The sequence below is a fragment of the Methylovulum miyakonense HT12 genome, assembly GCF_000384075.1.
Taxonomy (GTDB): Bacteria; Pseudomonadota; Gammaproteobacteria; order Methylococcales; family Methylomonadaceae; genus Methylovulum; species Methylovulum miyakonense.
The window spans coordinates 3,840,424-3,864,412 of sequence record NZ_KB913025.1 but is presented as its reverse complement, the minus strand read 5'-3'; the positions used below and the strand labels follow the sequence as shown (position 1 = coordinate 3,864,412).

General features: G+C 49.8%; 16 protein-coding genes, 1 tRNA gene and 2 pseudogenes. 17 read left to right on the top strand and 2 right to left on the bottom strand.

What is annotated here, in order from left to right; genetic code table 11:
* Nucleotides 1-272: 272 nt before the first annotated feature.
* From METMI_RS0118980 to METMI_RS0118905, 16 genes and pseudogenes are all read left to right on the top strand, one after another.
* Nucleotides 273-620, top strand: coding sequence for a calcium-binding protein (locus METMI_RS0118980; RefSeq protein WP_019867887.1), 348 nt, complete (start codon nt 273-275; stop codon nt 618-620).
* Nucleotides 621-734: 114 nt separating this feature from the next.
* On the top strand, nt 735-2,606 hold the full coding sequence (locus METMI_RS0118975; RefSeq protein WP_156829900.1) for a calcium-binding protein: 1,872 nt from the start codon (nt 735-737) through the stop codon (nt 2,604-2,606).
* Nucleotides 2,607-2,797: 191 nt separating this feature from the next.
* Nucleotides 2,798-3,025 (top strand): annotated as a pseudogene (locus METMI_RS28335) (helix-turn-helix domain-containing protein); the annotation flags it as partial.
* A complete protein-coding gene (locus METMI_RS27160; protein WP_408630397.1) occupies nt 2,941-3,675 on the top strand; it encodes an IS630 family transposase in 735 nt (244 codons plus the stop codon). The pseudogene METMI_RS28335 and the gene METMI_RS27160, both read left to right, overlap by 85 nt.
* On the top strand, nt 3,650-5,185 hold the full coding sequence (locus tag METMI_RS24615; protein ID WP_019867883.1) for a calcium-binding protein: 1,536 nt from the start codon (nt 3,650-3,652) through the stop codon (nt 5,183-5,185). The genes METMI_RS27160 and METMI_RS24615 overlap by 26 nt, the downstream gene beginning before the upstream one ends.
* Nucleotides 5,186-5,214: 29 nt before the next feature.
* Nucleotides 5,215-5,468 (top strand): annotated as a pseudogene (locus tag METMI_RS26450) (transposase); the annotation flags it as partial.
* Nucleotides 5,469-5,780: 312 nt separating this feature from the next.
* The gene (locus METMI_RS0118950; protein WP_083930403.1) at nt 5,781-7,277 is read left to right on the top strand and encodes a DUF3375 domain-containing protein; all 1,497 of its coding nucleotides are present in this window, start codon (nt 5,781-5,783) and stop codon (nt 7,275-7,277) included.
* The gene (locus METMI_RS0118945) at nt 7,274-8,026 is read left to right on the top strand and encodes a DUF4194 domain-containing protein (protein ID WP_232215316.1); all 753 of its coding nucleotides are present in this window, start codon (nt 7,274-7,276) and stop codon (nt 8,024-8,026) included. The genes METMI_RS0118950 and METMI_RS0118945 overlap by 4 nt, the downstream gene beginning before the upstream one ends.
* Nucleotides 8,023-11,328, top strand: coding sequence for an ATP-binding protein (locus METMI_RS0118940; RefSeq protein ID WP_019867880.1), 3,306 nt, complete (start codon nt 8,023-8,025; stop codon nt 11,326-11,328). The genes METMI_RS0118945 and METMI_RS0118940 overlap by 4 nt, the downstream gene beginning before the upstream one ends.
* Nucleotides 11,312-12,463: a DUF3322 domain-containing protein gene (locus tag METMI_RS0118935; RefSeq protein WP_019867879.1), complete on the top strand. Its 1,152-nt coding sequence runs from the start codon at nt 11,312-11,314 to the stop codon at nt 12,461-12,463. The genes METMI_RS0118940 and METMI_RS0118935 overlap by 17 nt, the downstream gene beginning before the upstream one ends.
* Before the next feature lie 353 nt (nt 12,464-12,816).
* On the top strand, nt 12,817-13,785 hold the full coding sequence (locus METMI_RS0118930) for a diguanylate cyclase (protein WP_019867878.1): 969 nt from the start codon (nt 12,817-12,819) through the stop codon (nt 13,783-13,785).
* A 15-nt stretch (nt 13,786-13,800) separates the two neighbouring features.
* On the top strand, nt 13,801-15,201 hold the full coding sequence (locus tag METMI_RS25745; RefSeq protein ID WP_156829898.1) for a CheR family methyltransferase: 1,401 nt from the start codon (nt 13,801-13,803) through the stop codon (nt 15,199-15,201).
* Between the two features lie 11 nt (nt 15,202-15,212).
* Complete coding sequence (locus METMI_RS0118920; protein ID WP_156829897.1) at nt 15,213-16,250, top strand: chemotaxis protein CheW; 1,038 nt, start codon at nt 15,213-15,215, stop codon at nt 16,248-16,250.
* An 8-nt stretch (nt 16,251-16,258) separates the two neighbouring features.
* Nucleotides 16,259-18,067 (top strand): methyl-accepting chemotaxis protein, encoded by a 1,809-nt coding sequence (locus tag METMI_RS25740; RefSeq protein ID WP_019867875.1) that lies wholly within the window; start codon nt 16,259-16,261, stop codon nt 18,065-18,067.
* Nucleotides 18,068-18,322: 255 nt separating this feature from the next.
* Complete coding sequence (locus METMI_RS0118910; RefSeq protein WP_019867874.1) at nt 18,323-20,458, top strand: hybrid sensor histidine kinase/response regulator; 2,136 nt, start codon at nt 18,323-18,325, stop codon at nt 20,456-20,458.
* 24 nt (nt 20,459-20,482) lie between these two features.
* The gene (locus tag METMI_RS0118905; protein WP_232215315.1) at nt 20,483-21,556 is read left to right on the top strand and encodes a chemotaxis protein CheB; all 1,074 of its coding nucleotides are present in this window, start codon (nt 20,483-20,485) and stop codon (nt 21,554-21,556) included.
* Between the two features lie 451 nt (nt 21,557-22,007).
* Here METMI_RS0118905 and METMI_RS0118900 read toward each other — a convergent pair.
* Together METMI_RS0118900 and ychF are read right to left on the bottom strand one after the other, a co-directional pair.
* Nucleotides 22,008-22,084 (bottom strand) — tRNA-Met (locus METMI_RS0118900).
* A gap of 59 nt (nt 22,085-22,143) precedes the next feature.
* A complete protein-coding gene (gene ychF / locus METMI_RS0118895) occupies nt 22,144-23,235 on the bottom strand; it encodes a redox-regulated ATPase YchF (protein ID WP_029151806.1) in 1,092 nt (363 codons plus the stop codon).
* Nucleotides 23,236-23,373: 138 nt separating this feature from the next.
* On the opposite strand from ychF, the gene METMI_RS0118890 reads away from it, so the two are divergent.
* Nucleotides 23,374-23,832, top strand: coding sequence for an EVE domain-containing protein (locus METMI_RS0118890; RefSeq protein WP_019867871.1), 459 nt, complete (start codon nt 23,374-23,376; stop codon nt 23,830-23,832).
* The last annotated feature ends 157 nt before the right edge of the window (nt 23,833-23,989 follow it).

The following is a 23,989-nucleotide window of genomic DNA, read 5'->3' as shown; positions in this document are numbered from 1 at the left end:
TCTTGGCGACCAGTTTATTGGTTTGTCCTGAAATCTTTATTCCCAAGAGATCCCTGCCGGCAATAGCCTTTTAAGACTTTGTTCCGTTAAGGTTTTAGCTTATTCGTAAGCTAAAATCACTGTTACTCGTCGTTTATCCATAATTTTCTGAAAAATAACCCAAATTCCATTTTCAAAAGTGGAATAGTACCTCGCTTAATTTCATATATAAGCTAAAATTCTGGACATTTATTTAAAGACTCCCTGCAACTTTAATTTTATGGTGATGAGTGATGGCAATTTATAACGGCGATAATAAGGACAATATTTATGTAGGCACTTCTGGGGATGATGAGGTTTATGGATGGGGTGGGGATGACAATCTGAATGGAGGCGATGGCGATGATTACATCAATGGTGGTTTAGGTAATGACACCTTAACTGGTGGCCTAGGCAATGATTTGTTCGATGGTAGTTGGGGCAATGACACGTTTTTAATTGGCCATGCTGATGGTGAAGATAAAATTCATAATTTCAATGGCGGGGAGGATGTTGTCAAATTTACTGATCTGGCCTCGACTGAAATTATCTCGGTAGATAGGCTTTCAGAAGGTCAATTACTTTGGCTATGTCACCGTTAATTGTTGAAGAAATTTTATTTTCTGTGAAAAGCCTTATTTCATGCGGATTGTAGTTTTTGCTTAAAGCCGCGTCGTTTAAGGCTTCCATAATTAACGGTGACATAGCCATTACTTTTGACATATAGCAAAGGAAAGCTTCTCGTAGATAGTTATTTTTCGAGCTATGGTTTTCCTCCAGTGGCTTCATTTGAGTTTAGCGATGGCGTTGTTTGGGATTGGCAAGCAATCAAGCCGTTAGCTTTAAAACCCGGTACCAACGGTAATGATGTCTTGTACGGTTATGATGATGAACACGACATATTGAAAGGCTTGGCAGGTGACGATGTTTTGTATGGTTATACTGGTAACGATGTATTGGAAGGTGGCAGTGGCAATGATCGGTTATTGGCTGGAGGCATATTTTGGCCTGAGTTTGGTGATAATGACATTTTAAACGGTGGGACAGGCGACGATTATATGTCTGGCTCGGATGGTGATGATACTTATTTGATTGCGGCTAATGATGGAAAGGATACTATTAATGAAGGAAATACATATGGAGGTATTGATGTCATAAAATTTACGGATTTGGCTTCAACAGGCATCACGGAAATAAAAAGAGTAGGAGACGATGGCAGGTCATTGCAGTTGAGCTATGGTTCTGGAAGCCAACTGACGGTGACGGATTGTTTTAATTATTTTTGGGAAGGAGATAACAAAATAGAAAAAATCCAATTTATCGACGGTGTGACATGGGACGAAAAAATTATCAGAGAAAAAGCCTCGACACCTGGCACTGACGGCAACGATATAATTTATGGTTTCTACGATAGAAATGATGTGCTAAATGGCTTGGCGGGTGACGATAAATTATACGGGCTTTTGTTGAATGACACCCTAAATGGTGGCTTAGGTAATGATTTACTGGAAGGTGGTGATGGGGATGACAACCTAAACGGTGGTTTAGGTAATGACATACTGAAAGGTGGTTACGGAGATAATATTATAAATGGTGGTTTAGGTGATGACTTACTGGAATGCGATTTTGGAAATGATACTTTTTTAATCGCCAAGAATGACGGACAAGATGTAATAGCAAATGGGATGCGTTTTGGTAATGTCGTTAAGTTTAGTAACGTTACTTCAAGCGATATTACTTCTGTTGTAAGGATTAACGACGGAAAGGATTTGCTTTTACATTATGGCAGCGATAGCCAATTGAAGATACAAGGATATTTTGATGCCAATGGATATTATCGGGCGGATCAGTTTCAATTTAGCGACAGTGTGTCATGGGGTTGGAACGAAATTAAACCAAAAGTTTTGCAAGCGACCAATGGTGATGATGAATTGTATGGTGATGATATCAATGATTCCTTAAATGGTCTGGCGGGTAATGACAAGCTCTTCGGTTATAAAGGCGATGATAAGCTGACTGGTGGTGTAGGTAATGACGCACTGTTTGGTGGAGCTGGAAACGACACTTACCTCATCTCTAAAACAGATGGCCAAGATGTTATTTTTGATGAAAGTGGGGCAGATACCGTCAAATTCAGCAATGTCGCCTCAACTGACATAACCGATGTTTCCCGTATTAATACCATATATGATCTTCAGTTAAGCTACGGCAGCAATAGCCAGTTGACCATCAGTGAATATTTTAACGTAAAAGGTTTTAATGTTCCTAAAGATAGCCATCGCATTGAACAACTCCAATTCAGCGATGGTGTGACATGGACTTGGGAAGACATTAAGCTCAAAGCATTTAAATTGGGGACTAACGGAAATGATTCCTTATATGGTTATGATGATGAAAATGATACGCTCAATGGCTTGGCGGGAAATGATACTTTAAATGGTTTGGGTGGGGATGACAGCTTAAATGGTGGAACAGGGAATGACCAATTAATTGGCTCGGATGGTGACGATACCTACCTGATTGCCAAAGCCGATGGCCTGGATACTATTTATGACTATTCGGGCAATGACATAAGTAATTTGACATAAGTTTTATGGTATAAAATATAAGCTTTTTGAGCCACCGCCCCCATGCCACGTTTAAAATTTGTCCGGCCACTCAGCGACACAGACAAGCAAGAGTTGGATGCGCTTTACAAGACCCACCCAAACTTTAAGGTGCGAAGACGCGCCCACGCCTTGTTGCTGAGCGGCAGCGGGCATACGATAAACCAGCTACAAGCCTTTTCCAGGTTGACCGTGACCCTATCAGCCAGTGGATCAACCGCTTCAACGCGCAAGGTGTCGGCGGGCTTGGGGATTTACCGCGCCCCGGGCGTCCACCGATTTACACGCCCGAAGAAATCGCACTGTTCCGGGCCCAATTGGACGAAGAACCGCGCCAAATCAAGCAGGCCCAAGCCCTTCTGGAGGCCCGGACCCGGAAAAAGTCGGCGACCGGGACGTTAAGGCGCATTTTAAAAAAACCGGTTATTCATGGCGGCGGTGCAGGCGCTCCGTAAAAAGCAGGCGTTGTGCCGAGGGCTTTGCCAAGGCCAAGGACATCCAAACCGTCATGAAACAATGGGCCGATGAAGACAAAATCAGCCTGTTCTATTTTGACGAATCCGGCTTCAGCACCNCGTCCTCCGTGCCTTACGCCTGGCAACCCAAAGGCCNGACGTTGGAAATCCCCTGTTTCCATAGCCAGCGCCTCAATGTCCTGGGGTTTGTTTCCCGGGACAGCCGGTCTTTTTTCCACACCGTTGAAGGGAGCGTCAAAACTGAACAGGTGGCCGGGGCCTTCGACCTGTTTGCCGCACACTATGGCGACGGCTACGCCGTCCATAAAAAACCGTGCGTCGTCATTATTGACAACGCTTCCATGCACACCAGCCGCGCCTTTTTGGCACGCCGCGACGACTGGATGGCGCAAGGTGTCGTGTTGCATTATCTGCCGCCCTATAGCCCTGAGCCCGACCTGATCGAAATCGTCTGGCGCAAGATCAAGTATGAATGGCTGCCCCTATCGTGCTATGCCAGTTACGGGACATTGAAACAGGCCGTATTGGACATCCTTTCAAAATTCGGCGATGAATACCGGGTTACTTTTGTGTAATTACTTAGTGAAATTCAGCAATGTCGCCTCAACGGATATTATCCAAATCAATCGGATTCGTATCGAAGGAATATTTTTTCCAAATGAAGACAGTTTGCGTTTGGTTTATGGGGCTGGCAATCAATTGAAAGTTAATGACTATTTTACATCTCAGTGGGATGGTCGTATTGAGCAGTTCCAATTCAGTGATGGTGTCGTGTGGGATTGGGCCGACATCAAGGCCAAAGTCCTGCGCCCTTCAACGGTTGGTAATGACGTGCTGTATGGTTATAACGATCAAGACGACACGCTCAATGGCCTAGCCGGTAATGACAGGCTTTATGGTGATGGTGGTAATGACAAACTTGATGGTGGCACAGGAAATGACACCATGGTTGGCGGAGAAGGGGCGGATCAATATTGGGTGGACAGCACAGGGGATAGTGTCCAAGAATATGGCTTTGCTTATGATATTGACACCGTATACAGCTCAGTCAATTTTGCCTTGCTGGGAAGTGCTGCATTTGTGGAAAATTTGAATTTACTTCCTGGAGCAATCAATGGTGTAGGCAATAGCTTTGATAACATTTTGATAGGCAATGATGCGGCGAATAGCTTGGCTGGCTTGGGTGGCAATGACACCCTGAAAGGAGGGGAAGGTAATGATAGCCTCCGTGGTGATGACGATTTTGGTGGCGACATTCTTGATGGAGGCAACGGTGTTGATATTGCACAATATTGGAATGCAAGCTCTGGCATTGTCGTAGATTTAAACAAAATAGGTTATCAGGATACGGTTAGTGCAGGTATGGATACGTTAATCAGTATAGAAAACATTAATGGTGGCAGCTTTAATGACACCCTAACAGGGAATGATTTAAGCAATAGCTTATTCGGAGGAGCCGGAAACGATGTTCTTACTGGAGGTGACGGTGCAGACAATCTAATGGGCGGTAAAGGTAATGACTTTATTGATGGAGGTAATGGTATTGACATGGCGCATTACTGGAATGCCACAGCGGGTGTTTATGTTAATTTAAGTCTTACCAACGCTCAAAATACCAAAGGTGAGGGAATTGATACATTGCTAAATATCGAAAGTCTCAATGGTAGCGGATTTAATGACATTTTAATTGGCAATACTGCCGAGAATAGATTATTAGGCGGTGCTGGTAATGATGTCCTAAACGGCCTTTTGGGGAATGATGTTTTGACAGGGGGGTTAGGAAAAGATGTATTTATTTTAAACACGGCAATTGGCAAATCGAACCGCGATGTAATTACTGATTTTTCCGTCACAGATGACACCATCAAACTCGAAAACAGAGTCTTTATAGCATTAACGGCCACTGGCCAGTTAGCGGCAGATGCCTTCAAAATTATAGGCAACGGTAACGTAGTTGATAATACTGACCATATCCTTTACAACACCAGCACAGGTGCTGTGCAATATGATGCCGATGGTAGTGGGGGCCATCGCTGCAGTATTGGTTGCTATCATTGGCAAAGGCTTGGCAGTCACCGAAGCTGATTTTATGGTGGTCTAAAGCCTAAAAACCCATTTCGATCCCACCGAAGTACGCCGTGTCGCAGGTGATAGGCCACATCAAAGGCAAAAGTGCTATCCATATGGCGCGGGTCTATGGAGATAAAAAAAGTAATTTTGTCGGGCAGCACTTTTGTACCCTAAGGGCATAAAGGCACGAGGTTACTTTGTTTCGACGGTTGGTCGGAATGAGACGATGATTCGGGAGCATGTCCGTCACCAAGAGCAAGAAGGCCAACGAATTGAGCAATTGAGTCTTTGGAACTGAGCGCCACCTTTAGGTGGCTATTATATTGGAGCCACGTTAGCGATCCCGTTTACCGCTTTGAGCGGTTCACAATATAAATCCCACGGCTTTGCCGGGGGATATTTACTAGAACTAATGGTTTCCAGTCTATATATAATTTTTGAAAGAAATAGAGGCCTCTTTTATGTGTCATACTCAAGAGCTAAACATAACTTGGCAATTTTATTTATTCAGGAGTTATCAGCAAATGCGTTTCCTACAGTCGAAAATATTTTTGGAGTAGAGAATGTAATTGGTTATCCATTTTGGCCGACTTCTTGAAAAATAAAATCCATGGAAGAAACAGCGCAACAACGTACACACCGCTACATTTCGGCGCGATCGCAGCATCCTGCTTGGAAATTGTTGGCGTCCCGTCGTGCGCCTTTGGTGCTTGGCTGCTTGCAAACGCTGTTTGAACAGGCACATGATGGTATTCCGATGGATGAGGCCCTACACGCGCTCTCTGAAATGCTGGCATCTTATGTGAGCCAAGAGATTTATGAGATCGAACCGGAAAACATACACTTGCAGGCTGGGCGTGAGCTTCGGGCTTGGATTAAGCACTTGATCGTGGAAAGGGAAGGCAGGCTCTATGCGACCGATGCCCTGGAAACGGCGATACATTTTGTCGAGTCATTGGACAATCGCATAATGACCTCTACGGCGTCCCGTTTATCCGTAGTACAGCGCGAGATCGAAAATTTGGAAATGGGGCTTAATCCCAGCGCTGCCAGTCGCATTTCCAGTTTGCGACGTAAGATTAAAGATTTGGAAACTGAGTTGTCGGAAGCAGAGGCAGGGATTTTCACGGTACTGAATGAGACTCAAGCGGTTGAAGGTATTAGGGAAGTATTCAGCCTATCTACCAGTCTTCGTGCAGATTTTCGCCGAGTGGAAGATTCATGGCGTGAAGCGGATCGGGAGCTCAGGCAATCAATCATTAGTGAACAATATCACCGGGGAGAGATCGTCGATCGGTTGCTGGAGGGTCACGAAACGCTGTTAAGTACACCGGAGGGGCGAGTTTTTGAAAGCTTTCAGGAGCAGCTTCGTCAGTCCGTTGAATTGGACCAAATGAAGGAACGTCTGAGAACAATTTTAAGTCATCCGACTGTATCCAAAGCATTATCAAGGATTCAACAGCGCGAATTACGCTGGTTGGTAATGCGACTGGTTAAGGAATCGGAAGCAGTATTTCAAGCACGGGCACGCAGCGAAAGGGACGTTAAAGGGTTCTTGAAAAACGGTTTGGCGGCGGAGCATCACCGGGTTGGAAGCCTGCTTTCCGAAATTATGAATGTTGCACTGAATTTGGATTGGCAACGTCAGGCTGTACGGCGCAAACGGACTCCTCTGCCACCCGTGGGCGTGGCCGTTTCTGGGCTGCCGTTGGTCGAGCGTTTGCGATTTAAATCCCTGGATGACGATGTAAGCGCAGACCTCAACTTAAGTACAGATTCAACGGATCTGAGCCTGATTGACGATGATTTTTGGGCGGCCCTTGACGGTCTGGATCGGGAAACGCTGATCAAGGACACTCTGGCAATTCTAGCGGCCGAAGATAGACCGCTGAGTATCGCGGAACTGGCTCATCTTTTACCACCGGCTCATGATTTGGAAACTTTTGCGCTGTGGTTGGGTATGGCACGCGAGGCTGGTATCCCGATAGTTGAGGATCAATCCGAAGAGATCGAGTTGATCGATGACGAGCAGCGCCGCTGGCTGTTTCGATTGCCATACGCCAGTCTCGATAACAAGGCACTGGATAGCATTGATTGGGAGTTGTGATTGTGGCAGGGATTTTTGATCGGATAACTGGCGGTTCTGTTGATCAGGATGGCGTAGACGAATCACCGCTCGAAGGGACTGACGAGGCATCTGATGGTGACGTATTGGGAAATTCGACAGTTGACTCGAATGATGAGCAACGCACCAACCGCCGACTGCGTGAAGCCGTACAGGAACTGCTCAAATACGGTTTACTGGAGGAGATTCACAAACCGAATCTTTACCGAATCGCGATAAGTCACGTTCAAGAACTCTCGGATATTCTGGAACCCTTGGATCTGGCTATGGGTATAGACGAGGTGCGGGGTTTGGTCTTTGTTATTGTGCGGCAGAGCAAAGTGACGGAGCAGGATGATTGGGCACATCCTTTGGTACGAAGACAACGCCTTAATTTGGAACAGTCGTTGTTGGTCGCCATACTCAGACAACAGTTTATTGTCTATGAGCAGGAGTCTGGAACGGGTGCTAGTGATGCTGTCGTTGCTATAGACGAATTGATACCTCAGTTGCAGATTTATCTAGGAGATCTCGGTAGCGATGCCAAAGAGCGTACTCGAATCATTAACTTGCTGGATCAGCTTAAAGGGCATGGCCTAGTATCCACCATCGACTCTCATGAACGTGTGACCATCCGGCCAATTATTGCCCACTTAGCTAACCCAGAGAATCTACAAGCACTATTGAGCTGGCTTCGTGAACAAACTTCTGTCGCAGGAGAAGCAAATGATGACAAGGATGAGTTGGAATGAACCAAGTCGATCTTTTTGGGAATAGTGAAACCCTGATTCTTAGCCAGTTGGAGCTTTTTAATTGGGGGGGATTCAATGGCAGGCATCAGGCAGCGATTGACCCTGCCGGCACAGCAGTGATCGGTCCAACCGGCAGCGGCAAAACGACATTAGTCGATGCCTTAATGACGTTACTTTGCGCAAATCCTCGCTACAACTTGGCATCGACCGGTGGCCACGAAAGTGATCGAGATTTAGTGTCGTATGTTCGTGGCGTTTCCGGTCCTGGTGATGGTGGGACTGATCAGTCTCACATTGCTCGTCCTGGTAAAACTGTAACCGCTATTGCGGCCACATTTAGAAACGAAGACAAGCTGACTCGCTTGGGAGCTCTGTTGTGGTTCGAAGACACTAGTTCGACGGCTTCAGATTTGAAGAAGCTATGGTTGTTTACTGAGTCACCTGAACATACTTTGGAATATTGGTTAACTATTCACCATGAAGGTGGTATGCGCGCGTTGCGCCAAATGGAAAAAGACAGCACGGGTATATGGACATACCCAAGTAAAAAAGCTTTTCTGGCGAGGCTGAGAGATTATTTTGATGTCGGTGAAAACGCGTTCACCTTGCTCAATCGTGCGGCAGGCCTAAAGCAGCTGAATAGTATCGATGAAATTTTTCGGGAGTTGGTTTTAGATGATCATTCGGCCTTCGACCGAGCGGCCGAGGTTGCCAATAGCTTTGATGACCTTACCGAAATTCACACGGAATTGGAGATCGCTCGTAGGCAGCAGCGTTCATTGCTGCCTATTGCCGATGGTTGGGAAAAACATCAGCTGCTTGAAAAGGAATTGCTCGAAAAGGAAACCCTCAAACAAATTTTGCCCGTTTGGTTTGCCGAACAAGCTCATCGGTTATGGAAATCGGAGGCCGAACGGCTGAAAACAGCTTGGCAGCAGGCTGAAGACGTTAAAGCAAGTCTGGAGTCACAGGTAAAAGACAAAAAGAAAGAAGTCGACACGCGAAGGCAAGCATATTTAAACGCGGGTGGTTCCAGCATCGAGGATCTGGAGGAGCTGATCGGGGAATGGCGAAAAACATGGGAGAAACGTGCTGCTCATGCGCGGCAATATCAACAATTGGTACAGAACCTGGGCCTACCAGATCAAATCAATGCCGATATACTTGCAGCTAACCAGCAGGAAACTCAATTTCGGTTGTCGCTGTTGAAAGAAGAAATCCAATCAGCGCAGGATGAAGCATTTAACCGGGGAGTGGGTACGCGTAATGCCAACGACCAGTTGGAAAAATTGGAGAAAGAATACGGTGAGGTGTTGAACCGGCCAGGTTCCAACCTGCCATCTCTGTACCATGAGTTCCGAAAAGCACTGGCCCAGTTCCTTGAGTTGTCAGATGAGTCGCTTCCGTTTGTGGCAGAGATGGTTCAGGTCAAGGAAGACGAGCAAATTTGGCGTGGTGCTATTGAAAGAGCAATAGGTAGCCATCGGTTGCGGATTCTGGTGCCGCCGGAAGTGGCAGAATCGGCTTTGCGCTGGGTGAATCAACGAAATAATCGTTTGCATGTCCGCTTGTTAGAAGTGAAGCAGCCAGAATCCAAGGCGAATTTCTTCGACGATGGTTTCACACGAAAACTCAGTTATAAGGAGCATTCCTATCGTGAAGTCGTAAAGGATTTGTTGGCAGGTATTGATCGGCACTGTGTCGATCGTCCTGAACGGTTGCGTTACACCCCCCACGCGATGACAGTTCAAGGGTTGATGTCGGGACAATCTCGTTTTTTCGACAAACAGGATCAAAAACGTCTCGATGAAGATTGGTTAACCGGCTTCGACAACCGGGACCGTCTTGCATACTTGCAGCAAGAAATCGGTAGTGCCAAACAACTGGTGAATGAGACGACGGTACAGCTTGAGGTTGCCAGAGCGCTTGTAGAACGCTTAACGGCGCAGTCGTTAATCCTGGAGCAAGTGCAAAACTTAGATTTTGAGCAAATCGATCTGCCGGGGGCCGAACAAAAGCTTACCGAGCTAAACAATAGACTCGAAGCATTAACCAGTCCTAATTCCGATGCGGCCGTTGCAAAGTTGGCGATGCGGGATGCTGAGAACCAGTTGAAAGCAATTGAGAAGAAACACGAGAAGGCAGTAGGAGACTGTGCTCGGTTGCAAGGTGATTTTGACCGAGCCGTTGAACAAAAACGCAAAGCGTTTCGGCGCGCCGAGGCCGGACTGAAGGACGGTCAAAAACAACTCGGAGCAAAAAATTTTCCAGGGATTTCTGCCGATCAATTGGATGATATTCAGGACCTCGAGCGTAACGAAGATGTCGCATTACAGCAGCAGATAAAAAACTTACACGAAAAACTAAGCAAGCTGGCCCAGGACCTTGCGAGACGAATGTCCGACGCCCAAAAAGAAGACAGGGGTGCATTATCCGAAGTGGGTAGAGAATTGGAGGACATTCCCAAATATCTGGAACGCTTGCAGGTATTGACCGAAGAGGCTTTACCGGAAAAGCTCAATCGGTTTCTCTCGTATTTGAACCGCTCTTCCGACGAAGGGGTTACTCAACTACTCAGTCATATCGACAATGAAGTGTCGATGATTGAGGAACGCATTCAAGACCTTAATCACACCATGCGCAGGGTGGATTTTCAGGCGGGGCGTTACCTGCGCTTGGTGTCCAATAAAGTAGTTCATGAAAGCTTGCGTACTTTGCAACGTGCGCAGCGGCAGCTTAATTCAGCTCGTTTTAGCGATGATGCCGGCGAAAGCCAGTATAAGGCATTGCAAGATTTGGTGGCCCTGTTAAGAGATGCCTGTGAACGTAACCGCACGCAGGGTGCAAGGGCTTTGCTCGATCCTCGGTTCCGGTTGGAGTTTAAGGTTTCAGTGATCGACCGAGAGACCGGCAATATCATCGAAACTAGGAGTGGCTCGCAAGGTGGCAGTGGAGGAGAAAAAGAAATCATCGCATCTTACGTGCTCACCGCTTCTTTGAGTTACGCGCTTTGTCCGGATGGTAGCAATCGTCCTTTGTTTGGCACCATTGTGCTTGATGAAGCGTTTTCACGCAGCTCTCATGCTGTCGCTGGGCGTATTATTGCCGCTCTGCGGGAATTTGGACTTCACGCAGTATTTATCACGCCCAACAAGGAAATGCGTTTGTTGCGTAACCACACCCGCTCGGCCATTGTCGTGCACCGGAGGGGGCTGGAATCCACGCTTACATCATTAAGTTGGGAGGCTTTGGACGACTTTCACCAACAACGCATCAAAGCTCAGCATGAAGTCGCCGGCTGAAATTAGCGAACGTTTAGCCAGGCAATGGCATCAAGCTCAAACGCGCTCAGAGCGTCTGTTATCACCCGGAGCCTGGCCACTTATCATACCCATTGGTAAACCTTCGGCGCGCGAATTCTCGGAAAATATAAAGGCCGTTCAACACCACGTACAATCTTGGCAGGGTATTGCCATCGGCGACGTGGAATGGGAATTTGTCAATTACCGTGCTGGGGCCGAACCCATTCGCATACCCGTGCGCTGGTGCCTGCGAAATCCGTCGGAATGGGTGGCCGCAGCGGCCGATGCCACAGTCGCCGATGAATATGCGCTGCTCGAGCGATTGGTGGAAAGCGTTGAAGAGGTGTTTCGTCCTCTATTGGTTCGTCAGCGCGCACTTTGGCTTAAAAAAGATCCCAATGAGGTCATCGCTACCGTCCAACTTGCTGCAACCCTTTCCCCTGGATGTGCTCGCGGCAGGCCTCTGCGCTTGCTTGCGGAGCATGGGGTAGATACCAAATTTTTTGAACGGAACGGTACATTTTTGACTCGGCTACTTGATGAGCGTTTTGACGGCGCAGTCAGCGAGCAAGGTCTGGTTAATTTTCTTGACGCGCTCGAAGAGAATAATCATTGGGTGATGTTGGTTCCGCTTGAAAAAGGATTACTGCCATTTAAGCGTCTGAGAATCACAACGTCGGAACTAGCAGAAACTACGCTGCCATGCTCGCGTATTCTTGTTGTTGAAAACGAGCAGTGTATCCATCTCTTGCCGGAATTGCCCGATACCGTTGCAATCTTGGGAGCCGGGATGGATCTGCAATGGTTATGTTCTGATCAGCTGGATAAAAAATTGATTGCCTATTGGGGGGACATGGATAGTTGGGGTTTGCTTATGCTTTCCCGGGCTAGGCAGTACAGGCCAAATATCTGTCCTGTAATGATGACGCAGGCCTTGTTCGATAGATACTCGTCTGATAGCGCTGTAAATGAACCAGTCGTAGCGCAACCGGCTACTTTAGAGGGATTGACAGACTGCGAAGCGTATTTTTATCAATACCTGTTAAATCAAGAACGAGGGCGTTTAGAGCAAGAGTATCTACCAGAGCATGAAGTAGTAAACGCGCTTAATGCGTGGGTCAAGCCGAGTGTGTAGGTTTTGTGAACGTCATATATTGAGTTGCAACATAAACTTGTTAGAGCCGGGGGGTGATAAATTATAAATTTGATTTCGTAATGGTTAACCGGTAATCCCTCAATCAGTGCAGGTTTTCAACCAGGATCGGTCGCTGATTTGGGATGGAATACGCATATATGAAATGGGTTTGTCCGCTATGTCCTATTTTTACACGTATGTCGGCTGTACCCCTTAATATTCTTATCTTAGCGGCTGTTTTCCGCGTCCAACATCCATTACAATGCGAACCACTTCACATTATGGTATGTTAATAATAAAAATAGTTAAAAATTATGGATGCTTATGCAGCAGGGCCCTACCGGGTAGATATTATGGTTATGCTGATTGACGACCAGGCTATCGTAGGCAAGCTGTTACAGAACATGCTCGCCGAACATCCCGACATTTGTTTCCATTACTGCCATAACCCTTCATTGGCGATTGATGAAGCCATCAGCATCCAACCCACCGTGATTTTGCTGGATTTGCTGATGCCTGGCATCAATGGCTTGGATTTGCTAAAAAGCATCCGCCAACATCCGTCCACCCAAGATGTCCCGGTCATTATGTTGTCGACTGAAGATGACCCCAGCGCGAAAGTGAAGGCGTTTGAATGGGGCGCCAATGATTATTTGGTGAAATTGCCGGACAAAATCGAATTGGTCGCCCGCTTGCGTCACCACTCCACCGCGTTTATCCACAAATTGCAACGCGACCGCGTGTTCGATGCCTTGCAAAAAGCCCAAGCGGAATTGGAAAAGCAAAATATCGAGCTGTTGCGCCTGAGCCAACTCGACGGCATGACTGAAATCGCCAACCGCCGCTATTTTGATGAAAGCATCCAAATCGAACTGAAACGAGCCGTGCGTAGCCAGCTGCCGATGGCGGTGATTATGCTCGACATTGACCATTTTAAAACCTACAACGACACCTACGGGCATTTGCAGGGCGATGATTGCCTGAAAACCGTTGCCGCCATCCTCAAGCAACAAGTGCATCGTCCGGCGGATTTTGTCGCCCGTTATGGCGGTGAAGAATTCGTGGTGCTGTTGCCGGAAACCGAGTTGGCGGGTGCCGAACAGATTGCCGAAAACATCCGTTCCGCCATTTTTGCCGAACAAATCCCCCATAAGGCTTCAAAAACAGCCGCTTATGTCACCGCCAGCCTGGGTGTGACCAGCGGGTTTCCGGCCAGCACGGACACCGCCGAACAATGGTTGCAACAAGCCGATGCCCTGTTGTACAAAGCAAAGCAGTACGGGCGCAACCAGGTGCAAGCGTCGCCCTTGCGGATATTTTAGTGACCGGTGCAAGGCGTGATTAACGATTTTCATGAAATGCTCACCGCCTATACGGGCTTGACCATAGCCGACACCGATCAGGATAAGGTGCGCACGTTTTTGCAAAATCGTCTGGCCGAATTACGCTTGGAGGGTTTGCCTGCTTATCTTGGGCTATTGCGGGGGCAAACCCTCGATGCCGACCACGAATGGCAACAAGTCGTCCAGGCGTTGACCGTACCGGAAAGTTTTTTCCTGCGCGACAAAGGCCAGATGCACCTCCTGCAACAGCAGATTTTGCCGGAACTGATCCAACGCAACCGCCACCATCGGCAATTACGTTTGTGGAGCGCGGGTTGTTCAACGGGCGAAGAGCCTTATTCGCTGGCCTTATTGCTGCAACAATTGCTGCCGGATGCGCATGATTGGGATGTGCTTATTTTAGGCACGGACATCAATGATCAGGTCCTCACCAAAGCCCGCGCCGGATTGTATACCCGCTGGTCGTTGCGCGATGTCGGCCCCGACGTGCTGGCTTACTTCCAGCCGGCAGCGCACGGGTTGCTGTCTTTGGATGCGTCCATACGCGATAAAGTGACGTTCCGCCGCGTCAATTTGCTGAAAACGCCATTCCCGGATTTCGAAATCAATAATATTGACCTGATTTTGTGCCGGAATGTGTTCATCTATTTTGACCCGCAAGCCATCGCCACGGTCTTGGACAAATTCACCCAGACCCTACAACCTGGGGGGTATTTGGTCACGGGGCATGGCGAGTTGTACCAACAAAACCTTAATGGCCTAGAAACCCGTTTGTTTTTGGAATCGGTGGTTTATCAGCGTACCGTCAAGAACCCGCCCTTGGCGTTGGCCCCGCTGCCGTTGCCTGTGTTTGACCCGGTGGCCAGCCCTCCGGTTGAGGAAGCCGTGGCAACGCCAGCAACAGCGGGGACGTCTGCGCCGGAACCCGTACCTGACCACGCCACGGCCATGAAACAGGCTTATCAGGCCGGTGATTATGCGGGCGTATTGGCGATAGCCCAAACCATGCCCGCCCAAGATGCCGATTTTGCCGTGTATTATTGGTCAGCCAAAGCCTTTGCCTGCATGGGCCAATACCATACCGCCGAAACGCGTTTGCAATTGGCGTTTGCGTTAAATCCCCGTTCCGTGCCGTGCCATTATTTGTTGGCGCATATCAAAGAATTGCAGCACGACATCGAACAGGCCAAAAGCTTGTTGCACAAAACCATTTTGTTGGATGAAACCTTTGTTTTGGCTTATCTGGATTTAGCGGCCTTATATGAAGGCGATGACCCGGAAAGGTACGGACAATTGCGCGGGCAAGCCTTGTCCTTGCTGCACAAATTGCCATCTGACCATTATCTTGACGACGTTGATGCCTATGTCCGCGACCTTATCCAAGCCTTGCCTTAGACGTGTCCGCCATGACTGAGACCCCTACACTGACGGGAATGCTGGACGAGCCTTATTTTGTGTTCGCCCTCAACCAATTTTTTTATGCCGTGCCCGCCCAGCTTGTCCAAGAAGTCGTGTATTTGCCGGAACTGACTTTATTGGCGACCACTTCCGCCGATGTGGTCGGGGTGTTTGATTTGCGCGGCAGCCTGATTCCGGTGTTGGATGTGCGTTTGCGTTTCCGCCAAGCTTGCCCGCCTTATCAGGCTAGCGACGGTGTCATTATCCTGGGCGTTGGCGGGCAAACGTTCGGGCTGATTGTCAATGCCGTGTGTGATGTGTGTACCGCCGATTCCGTGCAAGATAACCCGTTGTTATTTGCCGCCAGCATCAATGCGCAATTGTCCGAACCACTGTTGCTGGGTAGCCTGACCAAAGATGACCGGGTCATCACCTTACTGAACGCCCCGGCCTTGTTGCGGCAGGCGCTGGCCGAAGCCCCCGGCAATGACGGCGGTCATCAGGATTTTTATGGCTTCGCCAATCCTGATGACCGGGCCGTGTTCGCATTGCGTGCCGAAAAATTGAAATGGCAAGAATGCCGCGAAGATGCCAGTGGTTATTTGGCCTTGGCGGTGGTGGTGCTGAATGGGGAATATTTTGGTGTTGATTTGTTGGCGGTGCGTGAATTTGCCAACATCGGCGATATTGTCGCTATCCCCTGCACGCCCGACCATATCTTGGGTTGCCTGAATTTACGCGGCACTATCATCACCTTGGTGGATATGCGCCATATCATCCATTTGCCGCCCCAAGCTGTACAAGCCAACAGCAAAGCCGTCGTCATCAATAGCAGCGATGATTTTGCGGTTGCCTTGCTGGTGGACACTGTTGTGGAAGTCATTTATGTCGATCCGCAAAATATCACGCCTCTGCCCTCAGCGGTAGCCCCGGTTAGCGGTGATTATTTGACCGGGGAAATGCGTTATCAAGATAAACTGCTGACTTTGCTCGACCTTGGCCTAATCCTGGCGAAGGGCGAGCTGGTCGTTGATGAAGAAGTGTGAGAGCCCCTATGCCACAAACAAAACGAAAACTGACCCATAACCTGATTATCCTATTCCTGCTCACCTCGGTGCTGCCCATTACCTTTATTGGCTTTTGGAGCTACCAGTCCGGCAAGGAATCCTTAAAAAGCCAATTCCTGAATGACTTCACCGCCATTGTCCAAGCCAAGGCACAAGCCATCAGCCAATATTTGGACACGGAAGTGATGCGCGTCGAAGATTTTGCCGCCGATGACGAGCTGTACCAATTGCTGGAACAAAGCGCTGGCGGGGCAGGTGGGCCGGATAACATGGCGGTGCAATGGCAGAAATTCATCAAAAGCAAAACCATTTCTTCCCAAGCCGATTTGACGCACGGTTATGCCGAAACTTGGGTCATGGATGCCAATGGCCGGGTGTTGGCCTCCACGGACAGCCAAGCGGTGGGGCGTGACGAATCTGCTGACGAGCTGTTCAGCGGCGCAGTGGATGGCCCTTATGTCAAAGACGTTTATGCCCATGCCGCCAGCAAACAATACAGTTTTGCAGTGTCCGCACCGATCCGCCATCAAGTTTCCGGCAAATTGCTGGGTGTGATCGCCAACCGCCTGAACTTGACGGCCTTAAATGACATCACCACTAACCGCCAAGGCTTGCGGGAAACGGGCGAGGCTTATATCGTCAACAAACACGGTTATATGATCACGCCTTCGCGCTTCATCCCCAATGCCGTGATGAAACAAAAAGTCGATACCCAACCCGTGCGCCTGTTCCAAACCCAACAGCAAAATATGGCCGGCCTGTATCCTGATTACCGTAACATGCCGATAGTCGGCGTTTCTGACGGGCAATTGATCAACAAGCACTACGATTTGGGCTGGTTGCTGCTGGTGGAAATAGACGAACCCGAAGCCAATGCCGAAATTGTCAAATTGCGTAACTGGGTGCTGCTGTTCGCCTTGGTCACGGGCTGTGCCGCGGCGGCGACGGGCTTGTTTTATGGCCGTATCTTAAGCCGTCCGATCAACCAGGCCACGGCGGAAATCTTCACCACCTCCAGCGAATTGTCCATCACCACCGATGAACACGAGCGCACGGCGGCGCAACAGGCGGTGGCCGTCAACGAAACCAGCGCGACCATGAACGAGCTGGGGCGTTCGGCGCAGCAATCCATCCTGCAAGCCGACACCGCCAACCAAGAATCCCAAAAAGTCGTCAGCAAAGCCCTAGCGGGTGCGCAAATCATGCAAGAATTGTTGGGCAGCATGGAGACGCTGAAGGTCAAGGTCGAGCAAATCGGCACCCAAATCTTGCGTTTGAGCGAGCAGACCAGCCAAATCGGCCATATCACCGAAGCCGTGAAAGACATCGCCAACCAAACCAATTTGCTGGCCCTGAATGCCGCCGTGGAAGCGACCCGTGCGGGTGAGCATGGCAAAGGCTTCACCGTGGTTTCGCAAGAAATCAGGAAACTCGCCGAGCAAAGCAAAAAATCCGCCGAACACATCAGCAATCTGCTGGAAAACATCCAAAAAGTCACCAACAGCACGGTTTTGGCGGCCGAAGCAGGCACGCAAATGGCGCAACTGAGCAGCCAACAGGCTGAACACACCCAACGCAGTTGCGATGATTTGTCCGATGCCATCAATAACATCGCCGATGTCTTGCAGCAAATTTCCCTGACCGCCAAACAGCAGGCCAATGCCACCAACCAAGTGGTGGAAGCGATGAACATGCTCAACACCGGGGCCAAGGAAACCGCCAACGGCATTTCCCAAAGCAAGATCGCCATCCAAAACTTGAACAAGGCCGCCGGACAATTGCAGAACATGATTTAAAAAAACGGTGGCGCAGGTTTAGTACAATGCGTTTGAAATCATTCGGATAATTGCCTGTTTTTAAAAAAGTCCACGACCCGAAGAGCACGAAGCGAAAAACACGAAAAATTAAACAATAAATTTAATAACTTAAATGTCACTTTCGTGTTTTTTCGTGCTTTTCGTGGACATAAAATAATTCATCCACAACCTCTATTGTTTATGCGTGGCCTGACCGACAACCCCCGCGTTATTTTGGAACCGACCTGACCCCTCATGATTGACGATCCCGACTTGCGGCAAATGTTCAAGGCAGAATGCGAAGAGCGTCTGTATAACCTTGAGCAACACTTATTGCAGCTGGAAAAAGAGCCGGAATTGCCGGCCCCGACGGACGAGCTTTTCCGTGAGGCGCACAGCTTGAAAGGCTTGGCGAGGATGCTGGGCATCACCAATATGGAACAACTGGCGCACCAATTTGAAAGCGTCCTCAAGTCCGCGCTGCACAACGGGCAATGGCCCCCGGTGGCGACCCTCGAACGCCTTTATCATGGCGTGGACAATTTGCGTGGTTTGGCCGGGGAAGCGGTCACGGGCATAGCCGCCGCCGAAAGCCTTACCGACATGTTGGCGCGTCTGACGGGGGAAATGCCCTTAGCCATGGCCGCCAAACCGGAGCCTGTGCCTGCCGAAGCGGCCCAGCCCGTGCAAGAACCCGCAGAAACCCCTAGCCCGCAAGCATCCACCACCAATAAAATCGACACCATCCGCGTCGGTACGCAACAACTGGACAGCCTGATGACCCATGTCAGCGAACTGACGGTCAACAAAAACCGTTTGGCGCAACGGCTGGGCGATGCCAACGACCTGATCTTTTTATGGGAGGAATGGAAACAGTACAACCGGGAACTCTACACCCCGGAATTGGCGCAATTGGAAACCCGGCTCTATGCCTTGCGCAGCCAATTGTACGAAGACAATAACCGCTTCGACTACCTGAACCACGAAATCGGTTCCGGCATCCGCGCTATCCGCCTGTTGCCGCTGTCCACCACCTTCAACCTGTTCCCCAGGATGGTGCGCGACATTGCCAAACAGCAAAGAAAACTCGTCAACTTGATGGTTGAAGGCGATGACACGGTTGCCGACAAGCGCGTGATTGAAGAGATCAAAGACCCGTTGACGCATTTGATCCGCAACGCCATTTACCATGCGATTGAAGGGCCGCAGCAACGGCTGGCGCTGGGCAAACCGGAAGCGGGTACGATCCGCCTAAAAGCCCACCAAACGCCGACCACCATTGTGATTACGGTCACGGATGATGGCGCGGGCATTAACGTTGAAAAGATCAAGGAACGGGCGATCCAAAACCAGCTTTATACCGCCGAAGACTTGGCCGCCATGAACGACAGGCAAGTGCAGGAATTGATTTTCAGCCAAGGCTTTTCCACCTCAGACCAAATCAACGACATTTCCGGGCGCGGTTTGGGCATGGCGATAGTCCGCACCACTGTCGAGCACCTTAAAGGCCATATCGAAGTGGATTCCACGCCCGGTCTTGGCACAAGCATCCAAATTGTCTTGCCCATCACCTTGGCGACCACGCAAGTGATTATTGTCGAATTGCAAAAACGCTATTTCGGCATCCCGATGGAAGCCATCGAACTGATCCGTAGCGTCACCCCGGAACACTTGTTCAATATTGATGGCAGCCTGACTTTGCTGCAAACCGGGCAAGCGGTGTCGGTGGCGCGTTTAAGCGAATTGTTGGGCATTGCCGACACCGCCAAACCAACGGCGGGGCTGGCGGTGATTATCGCCAACAAACATGGTAGGCTGGCGGTGCTGGTTGACCGGTTATTGGACGAACAGGAAATTTTGCTCAAGCCCTTGGGCGGCGTGTTGAAGCGGGTGCGCAATATCAGCGGTGTCACGGTGTTGGGCAATGGTGATATTTGCATGGTCTTAAATCCGCACGATTTGATAAAAACCGCTTACGGCAAAAAAATGCCAGTGCCGGCCAAGCAGGAAACCACCAGCACCAACATAAAACCGCATATCCTCTATGCCGAAGATTCCGTTACGGCCCGTACCCAAATCAAACGCTTTCTTGAGAAGGCGGGGTATCTGGTGACAGCGGCGGTGGACGGGCGCGATGCCTACGAAAAATTGGTGGGCAAAACGTTTGCGGCGGTGGTCAGTGATGTCACCATGCCGAATATAGATGGCCTGATGCTGACCGAAAAAATCCGCCGCCATCCCCAGTACCAGCAATTGCCGATTATCCTGCTCAGTGCGATGGACAAGGCCGATGACCGCCGACGGGCCTTGGAATTGGGGGCGAACGCTTATCTGAGCAAGGGCGCGTTTGATCAACGGCAGTTGCTGGATACCTTAAAAACCCTTGTCTAATCAGGAGGAAACGCATTGATTGATGTGCTTTTAGCGGATGCCGACCTGGCCGCCTTAACCGCCATCCAAACGGCATTGGCCAGTTATCCTGACATCCGTATTGTCGGTACGGCGCACAATGCCCAAACCGCCCTGGCCTTAATGGCCGAGCTCAAACCCGCCGTGCTGTGCAGCGAAGCCACTTTGCCCGGTGACGCCTTAGTTTTGGTTTCTGAAGTGATGCAGCGACAACCAACGCCGATCTTGATACTGAGTGCCGCCGTCCATGGCCATCCCGCCTTAATCGCGGACTTGCAAGCGGCGGGCGTGGTGGACGTGCTGGCAAAGCCTGCGCAATACCACGATTACGGCAGCGTGCCGTTTGGCAAAGCATTAAGCCGCAAACTCAAAGTGTTGTCCGGGGTGATGGTGTTCCGGCGCAAAGCCAGTTTCACCCCGCAGCCAGCCTTTGGCGGGCCCTTGCCAGCCCCGCAAAAACGGGCGCTTGAATTGGACGGATCCGGCTTCAAAAAACCTCATCAGCCACCGCTTGGCCAAACCCGCCGCCCTGCCACGATAGTGGTTATCGGCGCGTCCACAGGCGGCCCGCATGCTTTGGAAACCGTGTTGGCAAAATTGCCCGCCGATTATCCGCTGCCGATTGTTTGTGTGCAGCATATTAGCCAAGGTTTCCTTGACCCGTTTATTGTTTGGTTGGCCGGTAAGGTGAAACTGGCAGTTGGCATCGCCAAAGCCGGGGAGCAACCGAAAAGCGGGCATATTTATTTTGCCCCCGACCATGCCAACCTCGAATTGGACTGCCAGGGCCATTTCCGCTTTAGCCACGGCGCCGAATACCTGCATTACCCAAGCATCAACGTGACCTTCCATAACATCGCCCGTTATTATGGGCGACAAGCCATTGCCGTATTGATGACAGGGATGGGGGAAGATGGCGCTGACGGCCTGCACGCCATTGCCCGTGCAGGCGGAGTGACCATCGCCCAAGATGAAGCCAGTTCCATAGTCTTTGGTATGCCCAAAGCCGCAATTGAAAAAGGGGCGGCGCAAAAAGTCCTCAACCTGGAGCAAATCGCCGAAGAAATTTGCCGCGAATGAGTACGGGAGGCATAACCCGTTGGCAAGCCACCACATAGTTTGACGGGTGAATTTTCAAGGCGTGGTGGCCTTTAGATCCGGTGTTTAGGATGGCTGGGAACGGGATGGTGTTGTGTTGGCCTTGGGCTTGATGGTCATAAGGAGCAAGTATCTCTTACGAAAGCTAACCATTGCAGGTAAGCCGATAGTGGCCCCGTAAACCGTCCCGCCTCGACCGCTTGTTGAAAGCCCTTTTCATCGGGTAGCTTGTAGGCCTTGTTTGCCCAGGGTTTGGCGTTCTTGATGGGGGTATCAACTCAACTCAAGTGAAATTGAATATGCCCCCAAAGATACCCCCACGCTTGGCGGTATGTCAATGAATCTGGTTGCACTTCGTTGGACACAAAAAAACCCGCTAAGCCTTATGGCTTGCAGGTTTATATACTTCCTTGAATCTCTTTGGAATGTTGTTTGGTGGTGATAGGTGGATTTGAACCACCGACCTGAGGGTTATGAATCCTCCGCTCTAACCAACTGAGCTATATCACCCTAATTTATTAAATAAGCTCCAAAAGAGCCGACTATTGTATGTGTGTGACTATTTTATGTCAAACATTAAATCTAAAATGTACGACATCGCCGTCTTTGACGACGTAATCCTTGCCTTCCAAACGCCATTTTCCGGCATCTTTCGCGCCTTGTTCGCCTTTGTAAGTGACGAAATCCTCATAAGAAATCACTTCGGCGCGGATGAAGCCTTTTTCAAAGTCGCTGTGGATGACGCCAGCGGCTTGTGGGGCGGAGGCACCGACAGGGATGGTCCAGGCGCGGACTTCTTTGACACCGGCGGTGAAATAGGTCGCCAAGTCCAATAATTCGTAACCCGCCCTAACGACACGGTTCAGGCCTGGCTCATCCTGGCCCAGGTCATCGAGGAATTCTTTACGTTCCTCTTCATCCAGCAAGGCGATTTCGGCTTCTATCGCGGCGCAGATCGGCACGACGCGGGCATTTTCTTTTGCCGCCAACGCCATGACTTTTTCCAGCAAGGGGTTGTTCTCAAAACCGTCTTCTTGGACATTGGCGATATACATGGTGGGTTTGATGGTCATCAGGCACAAATCCCGAATCAGGGCTTTTTCGTCATTCTCCAGGTTCAAACCACGCGCAGGTTCGCCCGCTTCGAGTTGTTTCAGCACCCGTTCCAAAACGGCTTTTTTGGCTACATCATCTTTACTGCCGGATTTCGCCATCTTGCTGACGCGTAACAAGGCGCGTTCCACAGAGGCCATATCGGCCAGGGCCAATTCGGTGTTGATGGTTTCTATATCGGAAATGGGGTCGACTTTGCCGGCGACGTGGACGACATTTTCATCATGGAAACAGCGCACGACGTGGGCGATCGCATCGGTTTCGCGGATATTGGCGAGGAATTTATTGCCTAAGCCTTCACCTTTGGAGGCCCCGGCGACCAATCCGGCAATATCCACGAATTCGATGGTGGTCGGCAAGGTGCGTTCTGGCTTGACGATTTCCGCCAGTTTGTCGATTCTCAGGTCAGGCACGGGAACCACGCCAACGTTGGGGTCTATCGTGCAGAAAGGGTAATTTTCGGCGGCGATTTTTGCGCGGGTCAGGGCGTTGAATAAAGTTGACTTGCCTACGTTGGGTAAACCCACGATTCCACAATACAGTGCCATAGTAATTTTTCAGATAATCGGTTAAGTTAAGGGGAGGGTGCAGCAAACCCCGCATTATACAAGCTATCGCCTGAATCCACACGGCAAAACGCGGATTTCTTACGTTGGCGTTGATCCACTCTGACTAACGGGACAAATATGAATTACTGGCTAATGAAATCTGAACCTGACGCTTTCAGTGTCACGGATTTGGCTAACCGCCCTGGGCAGACCGAGCCTTGGGACGGGGTGCGCAATTATCAGGCACGGAATATGATGCGTGACGCCATGAAATTAGGCGACCAGATATTTTTTTACCACTCCAACTGCGCCGAGCCAGGGATAGTGGGCATTATGGCAGTGGCGAAGGAAGGTTATCCCGACGACTCGGCCTTTGATCCCGATGACAAACATTTCGACCCGAAAAGCGACCCGGCCAATCCGCGTTGGATCAGGGTGGATGTGAAATATGTCAGGACATTGGCCCGCACCATCACCCTGCAAGAGCTGAAATTGCAGCCGGAATTAAGCGACCTGGCCTTGGTCAGGCGTGGCAACCGCTTGTCGATCATGCCTGTCACTGAGGCGCAATGGCAGTTTATTTTGGCCTTGGAATAACGCGCAAGATAAAAACGGAAAGACAGTGTCGCAAGCCATATTTGATTTTGTTGGCAAGCAGGCCAATGGCCCTGGAGTGCAGGTTCCGGGGTTGGGCAAGCGGGTGGCTGTTCTGCCCGGCCGCTTGATCCAACGCCCCACCCAAAATGGGATGCTT

Excerpts from the sequence above, each read along its gene's own strand:
- METMI_RS0118935 (WP_019867879.1), top strand. The coding sequence starts at position 11,312 with ATGAAGTCGCCGGCTGAAATTAGCGAACGTTTAGCCAGGCAATGGCAT.
- METMI_RS0118950 (WP_083930403.1), top strand. The coding sequence starts at position 5,781 with ATGGAAGAAACAGCGCAACAACGTACACACCGCTACATTTCGGCGCGA.
- METMI_RS0118920 (WP_156829897.1), top strand. The coding sequence starts at position 15,213 with ATGACTGAGACCCCTACACTGACGGGAATGCTGGACGAGCCTTATTTT.
- METMI_RS0118890 (WP_019867871.1), top strand. The coding sequence starts at position 23,374 with ATGAATTACTGGCTAATGAAATCTGAACCTGACGCTTTCAGTGTCACG.
- ychF (WP_029151806.1), bottom strand. The coding sequence starts at position 23,235 with ATGGCACTGTATTGTGGAATCGTGGGTTTACCCAACGTAGGCAAGTCA.
- METMI_RS24615 (WP_019867883.1), top strand. The coding sequence starts at position 3,650 with ATGAATACCGGGTTACTTTTGTGTAATTACTTAGTGAAATTCAGCAAT.
- METMI_RS0118980 (WP_019867887.1), top strand. The coding sequence starts at position 273 with ATGGCAATTTATAACGGCGATAATAAGGACAATATTTATGTAGGCACT.
- METMI_RS25740 (WP_019867875.1), top strand. The coding sequence starts at position 16,259 with ATGCCACAAACAAAACGAAAACTGACCCATAACCTGATTATCCTATTC.
- METMI_RS0118910 (WP_019867874.1), top strand. The coding sequence starts at position 18,323 with ATGATTGACGATCCCGACTTGCGGCAAATGTTCAAGGCAGAATGCGAA.
- METMI_RS0118940 (WP_019867880.1), top strand. The coding sequence starts at position 8,023 with ATGAACCAAGTCGATCTTTTTGGGAATAGTGAAACCCTGATTCTTAGC.
- METMI_RS0118930 (WP_019867878.1), top strand. The coding sequence starts at position 12,817 with ATGGTTATGCTGATTGACGACCAGGCTATCGTAGGCAAGCTGTTACAG.